This is a genomic window from Microcoleus sp. B4-C2 (assembly GCF_036705265.1).
Classification (GTDB): Bacteria; Cyanobacteriota; Cyanobacteriia; order Cyanobacteriales; family Microcoleaceae; genus Microcoleus.
The window spans coordinates 28,586-42,513 of sequence record NZ_JAUBUB010000021.1; the positions used below are offsets into that span (position 1 = coordinate 28,586).

The following is a 13,928-nucleotide window of genomic DNA, read 5'->3' on the forward strand; positions in this document are numbered from 1 at the left end:
TTAAGATGCTTGCTGGTGTCCCATCTTGAGGAAGATGGTTTCTAAGTCTTCTTGAGTGCAGTGGAATTCGGTTAGGGGAATGTTGGCGGCGACGAGTTCGCGTAATAAATTGGCTGCATCTTCCGGGCTTCCTGAAAAATCAACGCACACCTGTTGAGTTTCCGGGATTATTGCCCAATTTTCTATCCAAGGAAAGTTTTTTAACTCGGATATTAGCGCTTCTAATTTATTTCCTAAAACCGACATCAAAATTTGCTGGCGGCTGAGGCGTTTGTAAAGTTCTTGTAAAGGTGCGCTTTCGACCAGATATCCGAGTTCCATGATACCAACCCAGGTACAAAGTTCGGCTAAGTCGCTGAGGACGTGAGATGATATGACTACAGTCATGCCCACTTGTTGCAAAAGTTTGATAATTTCGCGGAACTGCATTCGGGCGATCGGATCTAAGCCAGAAACCGGTTCGTCTAACAACAACAATAGCGGTTCGTGGATAATAGTTCTCCCCAAACTCAGGCGCTGTTTCATTCCCCGCGAAAGGGTGGAAATTAAGCTGTTGCGCTTGTTGGTTAGTTGCACGAGTTCTAACACGGAGTTGATTCGCTCTCGGCGGCGCGGTTGCTGGAGGTTGTAGAGTCGGGCAAAATAGTCTAAATAATCCCAAACAGTCAAGTCGTCGTAGAGGGGAAAGTCGTCGGGAAGAAAGCCGATGCGTTGTTTGAGGATGGGGTGCGATCGATCGCGCAATAACCTATCGCCGTTGATGTAAATTTCCCCTGTAGTCGGTTCCTGGGCCGCCGCCAACATCCGCAGCAAAGTAGTTTTCCCGGCACCGTTGGGGCCGATCAGTCCGCATACTTCGCCTGCTGCTACTTGCAAATCGATGTCATTGACGGCTATATGGCGATCGAATTGTTTCGTCAGCCCGCGAGTTTCTATTGCTAGTTGTTTTGCCATGTTTGGAGGGTGAAAGAAATTTAATGCGGTGTATCCCTGGCATGGAAATAGAATTCTACAACTAGCCTAGCCGTTCTTCCCTGAATTGTCAGCCCCGTTCTGAAATTAAAAATTCAAACGCTTTTATATCTGCTATGCCCGATGGCCACGAGCATCTAATTTACCTCAGAAAGGCTATATATCAAGTCTGCACGGAAAATTCCTCTGGATCGATACCCCCATTTACCCAGCGAATTGCCTCCCTAGCTGATGCCAGATTTGGCGGCACTCTCAAAGCGTGAATGAATCCCGTACTCGGACAAGTCATTTTTAACAAACAAATCGGCTCGACATCGGCGTTATCTATTTGTAATAGTGCATATTCCTGCCAACTATCTATTTGTTTGGCTTCCAATTCTTGACAAATGCGATCGTAACCAATTCCTTGAATTAACACTCGCCGAAGTTCGGCATTCTCTTCTGTTAAAAGCCATTGCGATTGCCATTGAGTTGGGTGGAGTTGACCCTATTTTTCCGGCAATCTGACGCCGTGATAATAGTAAAAATTCCATCCATCCGCAAACTCGATCGCAGGTTCTTCTTCAGCGTGCAAGCGGTTTTCACTGTCAAAGCGCAGGTGGCGGGGGCGATCGCACACCGCGCAAATCTTTTCAAAGGGAAATATCCAACCGCAATGCTCGAAAAGCAGCTTTTGGCAGCGAAGTATTTCTTGTGCCTTTTGGGAAAGATTGACGCCTAATGAAGATATATACAATTGGGTCAAATAGATTTCTTTAAACAAAGTCGTGGGGGTTTCAGGGAATGACAGGTGGAACCAAAGACCGGGAAAAACATTCCCGATCCTTTGTTCCGATCGCGCATAGCTGTGAACCAATTCGTTCATTAGCGAACTCAGTGTACTGTCTGCTTCGGACTCCATCGTCATGCTATCGAGCTCATACTTCCACACCGCCGGACTTGCAAATTCTCCCCCAGGGGACATCCATTTCCGGTCTAGATTTTTCCCCAATCTATTTCTGTATTCGTCTGAGCAGTTTTGTGAATGGTCGCGTTTGAGCAAGTTGAAGATTTGGGGATAAGCGTCGCGGGGACTGCTGCAAATAATAACTTCGGGTTCTTCTAGGCCAATAGCGGCATAGGCAACTTTGATGGCTTCTGTGGCTTTTTGACCATCAATTGGTCTAGTCGAGAGAGTAAGACGTTTCTGTGCGAGTTCGCCTAACACGCACAGAGCGGTAATTTGATTGTTGTAGAGATTCAGTTCTGTCAGATTGGTGAGCGAGCGCAAGGCGCTGATATCGGTAATTTGATTGTAGTCCAGATGCAGTGTTGTCAGATTGGTGAGCGAGCCGAGGAAGCTGATGTCGGTAATTTCATTGTCGCCCAGATACAGTGTTGTCAGATTGGTGAGCGAGCCGAGGAAGCTGATGTCGGTAATTTCATTGTAGTTGAGATACAGTGTTGTCAGATTGGTGAGCGAGCCGAGGAAGCTGATGTCGGTAATTTCATTGCCGCACAGATCCAGTGTTGTCAGATTGGTGAGCGAGCCGAGGAAGCTGAAGTCGGTAATTTGATTGTTGTAGAGATGCAGTGTTGTCAGATTGGTGAGCGAGCCGAGGAAGCTGATGTCGGTAATTCGATTCAAGCTGAGATTCAGTGTTGTCAGATTGGTGAGCGAGCCGAGGAAGCTGATGTCGGTAATTCGATTGTTGGAGAGATCCAGTGTTGTCAGATTGGTGAGCGAGCCGAGGAAGCTGAAGTCGGTAATTCGATTGGTGCAGAGAGATAGTGTTGTCAGATTGGTGAGCGAGCCGAGGAAGCTGATGTCGCTAATTTGATTGTAGCTGAGATCCAGTTTTGTCAGATTAGTGAGCGAGCCGAGGAAGCTGATGTCGCTAATTTGATTGTAGCTGAGATCCAGTTTTGTCAGATTGGTGAGCGAGCCGAGAAAGCTGAAGTCGGTAATTTGATTGATGCCCAGATTCAGTGTTGTCAGATTGGTGAGCGAGTCGAGGAAGCTGATATCGGTAATTCGATTGCCGCACAGATTCAGTGTTGTCAGATTGGTGAGCGAGCCGAGAAAGCTGATGTCGGTAATTCTATTGCCGCACAGATTCAGTTCTGTCATGCTTGAAAGTATCTGCTGGGCTGCTTCAGGGTCATCAGTGCCAGCCTTTTTTAACAACACTTTAACTGTGTGCCTTGCCCATTCTGAAAGACTGTCAATATGCCTGCACCAGTCGGCAAAGCTGCTAAAACTCATTGGCTCGTTTGGTTGTTTTTCTGACATAAAGCACTCCTAGATGGGGAATGGTATATGGGCATGGGGCATGGGAATATCGATCGCACTTTTAGGGTAGTTTATCGCGCAGTAAAAGCCAAGTGTTGAGTTTTTCATCTAAAACATATTTATCCGTATCAGAAAGTGCTGCAATAACTTTCAATCGATTTTTAAGTTTTCTTAACTCGCGAATTTCTGTAATAGGTAGCGTTTGCCAATTAGCTACCTTTTTTTCGACATCTTCCTGCGACTCTTTGATGTTATCCCAAAACCATTCTAAAATTAAGTTAACATCGAGAACAGGATGATCGGAAATTACTTCCTCTTTTTCTATCATCGCAGCCCGCAACATCATTGAGGAAATCGTAAAAGACTCGCCACTACCTGGTTTTTTCCGATCGGCATCACCGGCCTTGCGATCGTAAATTGCGATCGCTACTTCTGCCCATTTGCGATCGCACAAACCGGAACCATTTTGACCTTTTCGAGCCTTAGCCGAGGCAACATCGGCTAATAATAGCCAGTTAAACCCTTGTGGTTCGGTGGTTTGACCTGAAAATATGTTGTTCGCCCAAATCAGTACAGATTCGGCATTTTGTTCGAGAATGCGATCGAGGGATATTGTCGTAGGAGATTGAGTCATCATTTATCTACTCTACATATTCGATATCAGCATTATTTGGATCGACTCCGCCAAATAAACCGGGTTTTTATCTAATTTGCGAGCTGAAACGAAGTATTCAAGGGAAAAACCCGGTTGCTGACTATCCCTGCGTAAGTTCCTATCTCCTTTTGCGGTCGATCGCGATCGAACACTATCAGGCAAGCCACTTGAGAAAAAAATGGGTTTTTCACCTACTCAACACTTTGAATTAGTTTCATGTTATTTCTCAGCCATTCATTGACCAAAGCTTGAACCTCAATCTTTTTATGATCGGCAATTTTAGTCACAAAGTCCTCGACATCGGGTTCGAGATAAATGGGATAATGAAACGTAGCATCAGGATGGTAAAACTTGCCTTGCTCTGATGAAGAAAACTCATACTCTGATTTCATAATTTCCTCTCTTGATAAGGTTGGGTTTCAGTGGAATTAGCTTTGCGGGCTGAAATAATCCGAATTACACAGGAGGTGCGATCGGTTTGTTCAAAGGTATGGACAACAACCCTTAAAATTCCTGTTTCATCTAAACCTATGGTAATCCATCTATCTTCATCTTGACTGTGTTCTTCATCATAGATTGTTAATTGAGAACGATCGCGGAAAACAGTTGATGCCAAACGAAAATTTAATTGATGTTTGCGAATATTTTGCTTTTCTTTGGCTGGATTCCAATCAAAATTATAATCTAAAGCAATTTATCAGGTTAAATCGAGGTACTATCAAATTATAACACCAATTATAAGTTAGGGTTTTTCACCCCGCGTGCGTCCAGGACTAATTCTACTATTTCAAATCTTCCAGCTTAATCCGAGGATCGACAGCTTTCAGCAGCAAATCCGCCAACAAATTCCCCACAATCAACATCGTCGCACCCATCATCAAACTTGCCATTACTAAATACAAATCTTGATTGTTCACCGCCTCCAAAGTCAGCTTTCCCAAACCCGGCCAATTAAAGAAAAATTCCGCAATAAACGCACCGCTCAACAAACTAGCAAACTCAAAACCCAACAGCGTAATCAACGGATTAACAGCATTCCGCAAAGCATGAATGTAAATTACTCGATCGTCCGGCAAACCTTTAGCCCTTGCTGTTCGGATATAATCTTGACGCAGCACGTCCAAAAATTGTCCGCGCATCAATCTTTGCAAACCAGCAAAACCAGTAAGGCTGAGGGCGACAGTTGGCAAAATTAAGTGCCAGCCGTAATCGAGGATTTGACCCCACCAAGGTAAGTCTGCGTGGTCGATACTTGTCATTCCTCCGACGGGAAACAGAGGCGAAGTATTCTGAGCAAAAAATAGCAGCAGCAACGCTGTGATAAAGCTGGGAAATCCTTGTCCGGTGTAGCTGACTACTTGCAGAACTCGATCGACTGTGCGGTTTTGATTAACGGCCGCGACAATTCCCAAAGGAATCGCGATCGCCCAAGTTACAATCAAAGATGCGATCGCCATTAATAACGTCGCCGGTACCCGTTCCCACAGCAGCGAAGCTACGGATCGCTGATACACAAAACTCGTGCCAAAATTCCCCCGCGTCACAATTTGTTGCAGCCACAGCCAATACTGCACAATCGCTGGTTTATCTAAGCCGAACTGCTGTTCGAGTTGCTTGAGTGTCTCCGGCGAAATCTTGGGATTTTGGCTCAATGTATCCAAGTAATTTCCCGGTGCTAGCTCAATAATTGCAAAACAAAGCATCGATGCCAAAAATAGGGTTAAAAGTGCCTGCAACAGTCGCTTGAAAACATAAGTAAATGTCTCGCTGCTAAACAGAGAACTCAACCCTCGCCAATTTTGATTCAATTTAAGAGAAGTCATAGGATTTTAGATTTTAGATTTTAGATTTTAGATTTGAAGAATTGTGAATGATATTAATGCCGGTTGCATCGGAATGATTTAACCACAGAGAACGCAGAGAACGCAGAGAAAGAGAAGAGAGAAATAAATAATTGCGATGCAAAGGTCAAGGATATTATTTGTCAGGAGTTTTTATTCAACTGTCAGCAGTCAACTGTCAACTGTCAACTGCCAACAGTTAACTAACTAATATTCCACTAGCGTGACGATCGGCACATCGGGCAATTTCTGCCTGCCGCCCAAGGCCTGCAATTCAATGATAAAAGCAAAACCGACAAGCTCGCAGCCAGCTTGCTCTAACAATTTAGCCGTCGCCGCCGCTGTTCCGCCAGTGGCGATTAAATCGTCCACAATCAGCACCCGGCTGCCGGATGTCATCGCATCTTGGTGCATCTCCAGTCGATCGACACCGTACTCCAATTCGTACTCAGCAAAATGAACCGCACCTGGCAGTTTCCCCGGCTTGCGGACAGGAATAAAGCCTATTCCCATTTTATAAGCCAACGGCGCGCCAAAGATGAAGCCCCGCGATTCCATGCCCACCACATAGTCAACAGACATTGCAGAGCATTTTTCGGCTAAGCTGTCAATGGTGTAGCTCAGCCCTTGCGGGTCGCGCAGCAAAGTTGTAATGTCTCGAAACATAATTCCCGGCTTGGGGAAATCAGGAATGTCGCGAATTAGAGATTTGAGATCCATAAGCTTGCAGATCGGGGTTGAGGGTAAGGAGGCATCAAAAATGGTACAATAATAACGTCAAAATTTAAAAATTAAAAAATAAAAATTAAAACTAAGAGCTTCTTTAATTTTTATTCTTTAATTGCTTAATCCTTTACGTACTATGTAAACAAATGTCATAATTCCCTAACAACAGGGTTGAATATCACGATTTGTCGCCCTATGATCTAAAGTCAAAAATCTAATATCTAAAATCCAATGATTAAGTTGGCAGCACGAGTGGGTGAGGTTACTCCTTCTATAACCTTGGCGATCGCCGCTAAGGCTAAAGCCATGAAGGCCGAAGGGATTGATGTCTGTAGTTTGAGTACGGGAGAACCGGACTTTGATACCCCCGAACACATTAAAGCAGCGGCAAAACAAGCTCTAGACGCGGGGAAGACTAAGTACGGCCCTGTGGCTGGGGAACCGCAGTTAAAAGCTGCGATCGCCCGCAAACTCCAATCCGACAACAATCTCCACTATCAACCAGAAAATATCATTGTCACCAACGGCGGCAAGCATTCCCTCTACAATCTGATGATGGCTCTGATCGAGCCGGGAGAGGAAGTAATTATTCCGGCTCCCTACTGGCTAAGCTACCCAGAAATGGTCAAACTCGCTAGCGGCAAGCCAGTAATTGTACGGACTGATGCTTCTACAGGATATAAAATTACACCGGAACAACTGAGTCGAGCGATTACTCCCAAAACCAAGTTATTTGTACTGAATTCGCCTTCTAATCCGACGGGAATGGTGTATACTCCGGCGGAAATCAAAGCATTGGCCGAGGTGATAGTCGATCGAGATATTTTAGTCGTTGCTGACGAGATTTACGAAAAAATTATATATGACGACGCCCAGCACGTCAGCATCGGTTCCCTGGGCAAAGAAATCTTCGATCGCACCCTGATCAGCAGCGGTTTTGCTAAAGCTTACTCGATGACAGGCTGGCGAATCGGTTATTTGGCCGGGCCGATCGAATTAATCAAAGCTACCAACACCATTCAAGGTCACAGTACCTCAAATGTCTGTACCTTTGCACAGTACGGCGCGATCGCAGCTTTGGAAAGCAGCCAAGAATCTGTCGAAAAAATGCGTCTAGCTTTTGCCGAAAGGCGTCAGGTAATATTTGAATTACTCGATGCTGTCCCTGGAATTAGCTGCATCAAACCAGACGGTGCTTTCTATATGTTTGTCAACATCAGCAAGACTGGAATGAATTCTTTGGAATTTTGCGACGCTTTCTTAGAACAGCAGCAAGTAGCAGTTATTCCGGGGATTGCTTTTGGCGCAGATGACCACATTCGCTTGTCTTACGCTACCGATTTAGGCACCATTAAAAAAGCCGTAGAAAGGCTCGATAAATTTGTCCGCAGCATCTAAAAATTAGTCTGTTGACTGTTAACGGTTAACTGTTAACTGTTAACGGTTGACTGTTAACTGTTAACTGTTCACAACTGACAACCAACAACTGACAACTGACAACCAACAACTGACTAATAATAACTAAAGCTGTTTAGTCATAATCTCTTTGAGCAAATCCAGCCCCTTCTTAACTCGCCGAGAAACTGTCACCGCACTGATACCCAAGCGTTCAGCCGTTTCCTTCTGAGTCAAATCGTAGAGAAAAACAAACTCCAATATCTCGCGAGTCCGTTGTTCCAACATAGCCAAAGCTTGCTGTACGCGAATTTGATCCTCTTGCGCCAACTGAAAACTCCGATACTTGCTATCGGGTACCAATTCTCCCAGACAAGTCGCCCCCTCGTCTTCATCTTGCATCGGCGCGTCCAAACTCAGAGGCGATCGGTTCAGATGAGCCAGCTTAATTTCGTGCCATTCTTCTACAGAAACCTCAAGGACTGCTGCTACTTCAGCATCCGTAGGCTTGCGGTTTAACTGCACCTGCAAATCCTTGATCGCTCCTACTGATTTGCGTTCCAGGGACTGCCAGTGGCGGGGAAAGCGCACCGAAGGGCTTTTGTCGCGCAAGTAGTGTTGAATTTCGCCCCGTATGTAGGGAATTGCAAAGGAACTAAAAGCGTGTCCCTTGGCGATATCAAACCGCTCGATCGCCCTGATCAACCCAATACATCCGACTTGCAGCAAATCGTCGTAGCTTTCACCGCACTGGTTGAGCCAGTGGTAAACTTCTTTTCTGACCAGTCCAACATTCAGTTTAACTAACTGATTGCGGATTTCATTCGATCCAGAAAGTTGGTACTCGCGCAACAATTGCAAATTTTCGCTTTTTAGCTCGTTCGGCACTGTGGTAGACATGGTGACATAAGGGTTGGTAGAGCAGAGGACTGAAGTTGCTTTATATCTAGTTTCCAATCTAGTCTAAAAAAATTCACTTTTAGGTAGTGTAATCCTAGCACTTAATCGGTGTGATAGCGGACACACCCGTTTAACTTTCCGAAGGTGCAGGGATTTAGCTGAATTATCCGAAGGTTTTCCGCATAAGGCAGAACTTTATCAGGTAGAAGACCTTCGACACAAGCCCGAATTAAACAGGGATTTTTCCCAAGTATATTATAATCTGAAAGCGGTTTGAATACAATACTTTAATTAATTAAAAATCCCAACTTAATAACTTGCGAATGACCACAATTCAACCATAAATTTAGTCATTAGTCAACAGTCCTAAGTTATATTGCTCAAGACTGTTGGCTAATGAAGGGCGAGCAGGAGCTTTACGGTCAGAAACTGCTCAAGTTCGATCGATCCTGAAAGCCAATTTTATGACACAGAAGGCTCAATGCGAGCGTAAAACAAACCCCGAATTTTCACGTCAAGAGCCGGTCTAGCTCCCAAATCAGTATCAGAAGGCTGCGTGCTCTCAAAAATCCCGCCAACTTCGCCTGTGGCGCTGTTGACTTTAGCAACTTGGAGAGAAATTTTGCCGGCCTTGGTGCGAGTGTCAGCAACCTTAACATTAGCCCGCACCCGTTTGGAATTGTCACTAGCCGGAAGCGCTACAGCATTGTCGTAGCCAGTCGATACCCCGCGAGCTTTAGGGTCTAAAAAGCCTGCGCTGCGGTAAGAAGGAACGTTAAACTCCCCTCTCAAATCGGTGGAAGTATTGATAGCAACCACTCCGGGTTCGGAACTTGCCACTAGCTGTTTAATGGTAAACAAGAAAGGTACTTGCTCTCCGCCCGGTAATTGAATCGTAATAGCTTGAAAATCCAAGCCGTCTTCTTCTGTGAAAGTCAGAGTTCCATCAGTACCGACCTTGAGCGTACCTTGAACTTGGTCAATGCTCGACGTGAACCGGGTCAGCAATTTACCAGGCACAAATTCCGCTTCTTGGCGTTTGTTTGCTGGTTCTTCCTTCACAAAATAAGTTGTGGGCTGCAAACACAAACCAGTCAGTTTATAGGTGGCGCCCGCTTCGATGGGGATCGAGCCCCGAGAAGTTTCTGCCAAGCTAGGGCAGTTATTAGCCAAGCCAGTACCTCTAATCTCGTCGTAGGTGAGCAACTCAGTAGTTGCCACCGTCGTGTCAGAAGCAGAAGAACAAGCAACCAGCGCACTCATGCAAAAAGCTAAAAGTGCAACAATTAAAGCACGATATTTCATTGCAAACCTCAATATCCAACATCGGATTATATTAAGAAAAAGCCCTAGTTCGAGCAAAATATAATTGCCCGCCGGCAGGCTAGGCCAGCGCTTAGGGTAGCATTTAGATCCTGATCCCTCGCTTCACCGAGACCGGCATTGACTCAAAAAATCAAGCTAGTGCGCCGTGAAAATAAGCATGAACTTATGATTTCTCAATCATGTTCGGATCGCAGCCCAATACACATGGTACGACGGGTTGTGCTCTTTTCCTGACTTGGACTGCAAATTAATATTGCTTAAGTCAACCTACTTAAGTTACTTTGCTTATGACCCCGAATGGCGATCGCGACTAGCTCGATTAGTCGGTTGACCAAAAGGCTGGGGACAAAGGCCTTGTAGATTTCAAAGGAAGCAGCAGTATGGACAACGGCAAAGATTTAGAGTCAGAAAAGTTGCAGTCTCAAATGCAATCGCTGACAGAGGCGATTCGGACTTTAGGCGAAAGTTGTCAGGGAGACAGTCTGCTGCTTTTGGCCCTGCTGCGGAGGCTGGAAGCTTCGCACCGGGAAATTCGGGACGGTTTGTTTCAAGCGTCTTTTCCCGACAACCGCCAAGCACTTTACAAACTGCTCAGGAATATTGAAGCCAATGGCGGCTGGCCTTACATCCACCGCATGAAACTTCGATCGCTCTTGGAGTATAGCCAACAATTATCTCCCCTAGAAGATTCTCCAGCCGAGTCGCCAGAAGACTCGGCCGAAACTCCCCAGGACGTTAAATAGTTTTGAGTTATGAGTTTAGTGAGTTTTACATTAACTCATAACTCATCACTAAACTGCGCGATCGCACCTACAACCCGAAAGGTGGAGGGACAGGTGTAGGAAAAGGTATCAGGTTCGGCACCGTCGGGAATATCGGCGTCTGGCCCGGCATTGGCAATAGTCCGGGAGTCGGAGTCGGGGCCAGAGAACTCATTGACACCAGAGGCGAATCATCAGGCGGGCTAACTGTCGGTGCAGTAGGAATCCTCGCAGCAGTTGGCGTGGGAGTCGGAGTCGGTGCTGCTGTGGGAGTCGGAGTCGGTGCTGCTGTGGGAGTCGGAGTCGGCGCTGCTGTGGGAGTCGGAGTCGGCGCTGCTGTGGGAGTCGGAGTCGGTGCTTCCGTGGGAGTCGGAGTCGGTGCTTCCGTGAGAGTAGGCGTCGCTTCGTCCGTGGGAGTTGGAGTCGGTGCTTCCGTGGGAGTTGGAGTCGGTGCTTCCGTGGGAGTTGGAGACGGAGTTGGAAGTGATTCTGTAGTTGAAGTTTGAGGTTGAGTTGGATCTGTAATTGTGCTTGTAACTGTAGTTGTAGTTGTAGTGGTAATGGTGGTTGGCCTGGGAGTAGCCGTCCCAGTCACAGCGATAAAATCATTCGCTTCGATTAGCGCCGCCGGAGTGTCGATCAAAATTGCTAAAAGCTTGCCGTCGAGCGTCGTAATTACTGTATCCCTGACATTTGCACCGTTGCCTTGGGTAACTAGCAGTTGAGCGAAAGATAAATTGTTCGGCAGTCCAAAGAAATCCTCTGTGTCATTGTAATCAGTAATTAAAGCCAGACTGCCAGGCCCGGCTCCCAATCCAAAAACATCGCTGCCGCTGCCGCCAGTCAGAGTATCCGAACCCTCGCCTCCGATTAAAGAATCATTACCCTCTGCTCCAAATAAATTGTCATTGCCGAAACCGCCCAAAATTGTATCGTCGCCGATACCTCCAGCCAAGGAGTCATCGCCAAAACCGCCGTCGATACCATCATTACCTTTGCCACCAAACAAAAAGTCATTGCCTTCATCTCCCAGTACCGAGTCGTCGGCTTCATCGCCGCGAAGGGTATCGGAACCGCTGCCACCAAAAACTGTATCGTCAGCCTTGCCGCCGAATATCTGGTCATTACCAGCATCTCCGAAAAGCGAATCGTTGTCGGCATTGCCGTACAAAGTGTCGTCGCCGTCGCCGCCAGTCAAATAATCGTTGCCCTCAGCGCCCAACATTTGATCTCTACCACTGCCGCCGTTGAGAGAATCGTTCCCCGCATTCCCGTAGAGAAAGTCGTCATCAGCATTGCCGAACACGGAATCGTCGCCGTCACCCCCTGTGAGGGTGTCGTTACCAGTACCGCCGGCAATCACATCAAAGCCTCCGTTGCCAAAAACTAAGTCGTCCCCGGCGTCTCCCAACACGCTGTCTATCCCGTCGTTGCCTTCGAGGATGTCGTTGCCTAAACCGCCACGAATCGAGTCGTCGCCGTTTCCGCCGGAAGCAAAATCGCGGCCTTGGTTGCCAATAAGTTCGTCATTTCCTTCACCGCCAATCAGCGAATCTGCTCCGTCACCTCCCAGAAGCTGGTCGTTGCCGCCGTCGCCCTCTAGGGTGTCATCTCCTCCCGCACCCAGGGCCGTGTCATCGCCATCTAAGCCGCGAATTCGATCGCTCAGCGGAGTTCCTAGAATAAAGTCGTTGCTGTCTGTGCCGATCAGGTTTGCCATACGGGATACACCGCTCCTAAATCAAATAACTTGTTTGAAATTATCGAAAAATTGGATCTAAAACCTCCCTCTTCTAGGGGGACTTTACTTTTGTTTCACTTTAGCTTACCATAGCAAATATAGTTTGGTAAGTGCAATGTTAAAAGCCTGCAAGTACAGAATCTATCCGAATCAAGAGCAATCTATATTGCTTGGTAAGTCGTTTGGATGTGTACGGTGGTTTTACAATTTTGCGCTTAACCTAACCAGTGAAACTTACAAAGCAACAGGTAAGGGTTTAAGTCGAAACGACATCATTAATTTGTTACCTTCGCTAAAAAAAGAATATGAATGGTTAACAGAACCACCTTCACAATGTTTACAGCAAGTAGCATTGGATTTGTCTAGTGGTTTTTTGAACTTTTTTGAGAAACGAGCTCAATACCCAAATTTCAAGAAAAAGGGACAAAAGCAATCTATCCGATTCCCACAAGGAATTAAATTAGATGGCGACTATCTCACGTTGCCAAAACTAGGTAAGGTTTACTGCAAAGTATCTCGATTGCTCGAAGGGAAGTTAAAATCTGTTACCGTATCGCTAAATCCATCAGGTGAATACTACGCCGCTTGTCTCTATGATGATGGTAAAGATAAGCCTGTTTCATCGTCAGAGGGAAAAGCTATTGGTGTAGACATGGGGATAAATCATTATGCAATTACGTCCGACGGGACTAAGCATGGCAACCCCAAATATTACCGTAAATATGAAGTTAAACTAGCCAAGAGACAAAAGCAACTTAGTCGAAAACAAAAACAGTCTAGCAATCGTAAGAAAGCACGGATTAAAGTTGCTAAAGTACATTCAAAAATCACCAGATGTCGTGAAGATTTTCTACAAAAACTAAGTCGTAAATTAGTTGACGAAAACCAAGTCATCATTGTCGAAAATCTGGCAGTTAGAAACATGGTAAAAAATTCCCAAGTAGCTAAATCAATCAGTGATGCTGGATGGGGTCAATTTTGCACCATGTTGAAGTATAAGTCAGAGTGGGAGGGAAGAATCTATATCGAAATCGATAGATTTTTCCCCAGTTCAAAAACTTGTAGTAACTGTTTACATCAACTAGATAACCTGAGTTTAGATATTCGTAGCTGGCAATGTCCCAAATGTCAAACGGTACATGACAGAGACATTAACGCCGCGATGAATATCCGCGATGAAGGTTTACGACTTTTGGCGGGAGGGCATCTCGCTAACGCTTCTGGACAACGTGTAAGACCATCTAAAGGCACTGCTTTTAGAGGCAACGTTGGATGAAGGAAGAATCTCGGCCGTTTTACGGCGGGGAGTTGTCAAGTTAATCACCTTCGTGACAAGGGA

At 46.0% G+C, this 13,928-nt stretch carries 13 protein-coding genes and 2 pseudogenes; 3 read left to right on the forward strand and 12 right to left on the reverse strand.

Going from position 1 to position 13,928, the window contains the following annotated elements; all coding sequences use genetic code 11:
* From QUB20_RS09410 to QUB20_RS09445, 9 genes and pseudogenes are all read right to left on the reverse strand, one after another.
* On the reverse strand, positions 1-954 hold the full coding sequence (locus QUB20_RS09410; RefSeq protein ID WP_333208165.1) for an ABC transporter ATP-binding protein: 954 nt from the start codon (positions 952-954) through the stop codon (positions 1-3).
* A 181-nt stretch (positions 955-1,135) separates the two neighbouring features.
* Positions 1,136-2,215, reverse strand: a pseudogene (locus tag QUB20_RS28660) (DUF6745 domain-containing protein).
* Positions 2,216-2,236: 21 nt separating this feature from the next.
* A pseudogene (locus QUB20_RS28665) lies at positions 2,237-3,244 on the reverse strand (leucine-rich repeat domain-containing protein); the annotation flags it as partial.
* A gap of 61 nt (positions 3,245-3,305) precedes the next feature.
* The gene (locus QUB20_RS09420) at positions 3,306-3,881 is read right to left on the reverse strand and encodes a hypothetical protein (RefSeq protein WP_333247928.1); all 576 of its coding nucleotides are present in this window, start codon (positions 3,879-3,881) and stop codon (positions 3,306-3,308) included.
* 68 nt (positions 3,882-3,949) lie between these two features.
* Entirely contained in the window at positions 3,950-4,090 is a 141-nt protein-coding gene (locus QUB20_RS09425) for a hypothetical protein (RefSeq protein ID WP_333208169.1), read from the reverse strand.
* Positions 4,091-4,291 (reverse strand): hypothetical protein, encoded by a 201-nt coding sequence (locus tag QUB20_RS09430; RefSeq protein ID WP_333208170.1) that lies wholly within the window; start codon positions 4,289-4,291, stop codon positions 4,091-4,093.
* Positions 4,288-4,593: a BrnT family toxin gene (locus tag QUB20_RS09435; protein ID WP_333247932.1), complete on the reverse strand. Its 306-nt coding sequence runs from the start codon at positions 4,591-4,593 to the stop codon at positions 4,288-4,290. Before QUB20_RS09435 ends, QUB20_RS09430 begins: the two co-directional genes overlap by 4 nt.
* Before the next feature lie 88 nt (positions 4,594-4,681).
* Positions 4,682-5,722, reverse strand: a complete 1,041-nt coding sequence (locus tag QUB20_RS09440; RefSeq protein WP_333247926.1) for an ABC transporter permease — start codon at positions 5,720-5,722, stop codon at positions 4,682-4,684.
* Positions 5,723-5,947: 225 nt separating this feature from the next.
* Entirely contained in the window at positions 5,948-6,460 is a 513-nt protein-coding gene (locus QUB20_RS09445; RefSeq protein ID WP_333247924.1) for an adenine phosphoribosyltransferase, read from the reverse strand.
* A gap of 237 nt (positions 6,461-6,697) precedes the next feature.
* On the opposite strand from QUB20_RS09445, the gene QUB20_RS09450 reads away from it, so the two are divergent.
* Positions 6,698-7,864 (forward strand): pyridoxal phosphate-dependent aminotransferase, encoded by a 1,167-nt coding sequence (locus QUB20_RS09450; RefSeq protein WP_333247922.1) that lies wholly within the window; start codon positions 6,698-6,700, stop codon positions 7,862-7,864.
* A 123-nt stretch (positions 7,865-7,987) separates the two neighbouring features.
* Here the strand turns inward: QUB20_RS09450 and QUB20_RS09455 are convergent, their stop codons facing one another.
* Positions 7,988-8,761 carry an RNA polymerase sigma factor SigF gene (locus QUB20_RS09455; protein ID WP_333239986.1) on the reverse strand — a complete coding sequence of 258 codons (774 nt, stop codon included), beginning with the start codon at positions 8,759-8,761 and terminating at the stop codon, positions 7,988-7,990.
* 462 nt (positions 8,762-9,223) lie between these two features.
* Positions 9,224-10,066, reverse strand: a complete 843-nt coding sequence (locus tag QUB20_RS09460) for a photosystem II manganese-stabilizing polypeptide (protein ID WP_333137867.1) — start codon at positions 10,064-10,066, stop codon at positions 9,224-9,226.
* A gap of 401 nt (positions 10,067-10,467) precedes the next feature.
* Between QUB20_RS09460 and QUB20_RS09465 the strand changes: the two genes are divergently transcribed.
* Positions 10,468-10,830 (forward strand): hypothetical protein, encoded by a 363-nt coding sequence (locus QUB20_RS09465; RefSeq protein WP_333053688.1) that lies wholly within the window; start codon positions 10,468-10,470, stop codon positions 10,828-10,830.
* Positions 10,831-10,897: 67 nt separating this feature from the next.
* On the opposite strand, the gene QUB20_RS09470 is transcribed toward QUB20_RS09465, so the two are convergent.
* On the reverse strand, positions 10,898-12,568 hold the full coding sequence (locus QUB20_RS09470) for a calcium-binding protein (RefSeq protein ID WP_333247920.1): 1,671 nt from the start codon (positions 12,566-12,568) through the stop codon (positions 10,898-10,900).
* 136 nt (positions 12,569-12,704) lie between these two features.
* Here QUB20_RS09470 and QUB20_RS09475 point away from each other — a divergent pair, with 136 nt between their 5' ends.
* Positions 12,705-13,865: an RNA-guided endonuclease TnpB family protein gene (locus QUB20_RS09475; RefSeq protein WP_333247918.1), complete on the forward strand. Its 1,161-nt coding sequence runs from the start codon at positions 12,705-12,707 to the stop codon at positions 13,863-13,865.
* Positions 13,866-13,928 lie beyond the last annotated feature (63 nt).

Coding starts and splice junctions, on each gene's coding strand:
- QUB20_RS09410 (WP_333208165.1), bottom strand. CDS start 954: ATGGCAAAACAACTAGCAATAGAAACTCGCGGGCTGACGAAACAATTC.
- QUB20_RS09420 (WP_333247928.1), bottom strand. CDS start 3,881: ATGATGACTCAATCTCCTACGACAATATCCCTCGATCGCATTCTCGAA.
- QUB20_RS09430 (WP_333208170.1), bottom strand. CDS start 4,291: ATGAAATCAGAGTATGAGTTTTCTTCATCAGAGCAAGGCAAGTTTTAC.
- QUB20_RS09440 (WP_333247926.1), bottom strand. CDS start 5,722: ATGACTTCTCTTAAATTGAATCAAAATTGGCGAGGGTTGAGTTCTCTG.
- QUB20_RS09445 (WP_333247924.1), bottom strand. CDS start 6,460: ATGGATCTCAAATCTCTAATTCGCGACATTCCTGATTTCCCCAAGCCG.
- QUB20_RS09450 (WP_333247922.1), top strand. CDS start 6,698: ATGATTAAGTTGGCAGCACGAGTGGGTGAGGTTACTCCTTCTATAACC.
- QUB20_RS09455 (WP_333239986.1), bottom strand. CDS start 8,761: ATGTCTACCACAGTGCCGAACGAGCTAAAAAGCGAAAATTTGCAATTG.
- QUB20_RS09460 (WP_333137867.1), bottom strand. CDS start 10,066: ATGAAATATCGTGCTTTAATTGTTGCACTTTTAGCTTTTTGCATGAGT.
- QUB20_RS09465 (WP_333053688.1), top strand. CDS start 10,468: ATGGACAACGGCAAAGATTTAGAGTCAGAAAAGTTGCAGTCTCAAATG.
- QUB20_RS09470 (WP_333247920.1), bottom strand. CDS start 12,568: ATGGCAAACCTGATCGGCACAGACAGCAACGACTTTATTCTAGGAACT.
- QUB20_RS09475 (WP_333247918.1), top strand. CDS start 12,705: ATGTTAAAAGCCTGCAAGTACAGAATCTATCCGAATCAAGAGCAATCT.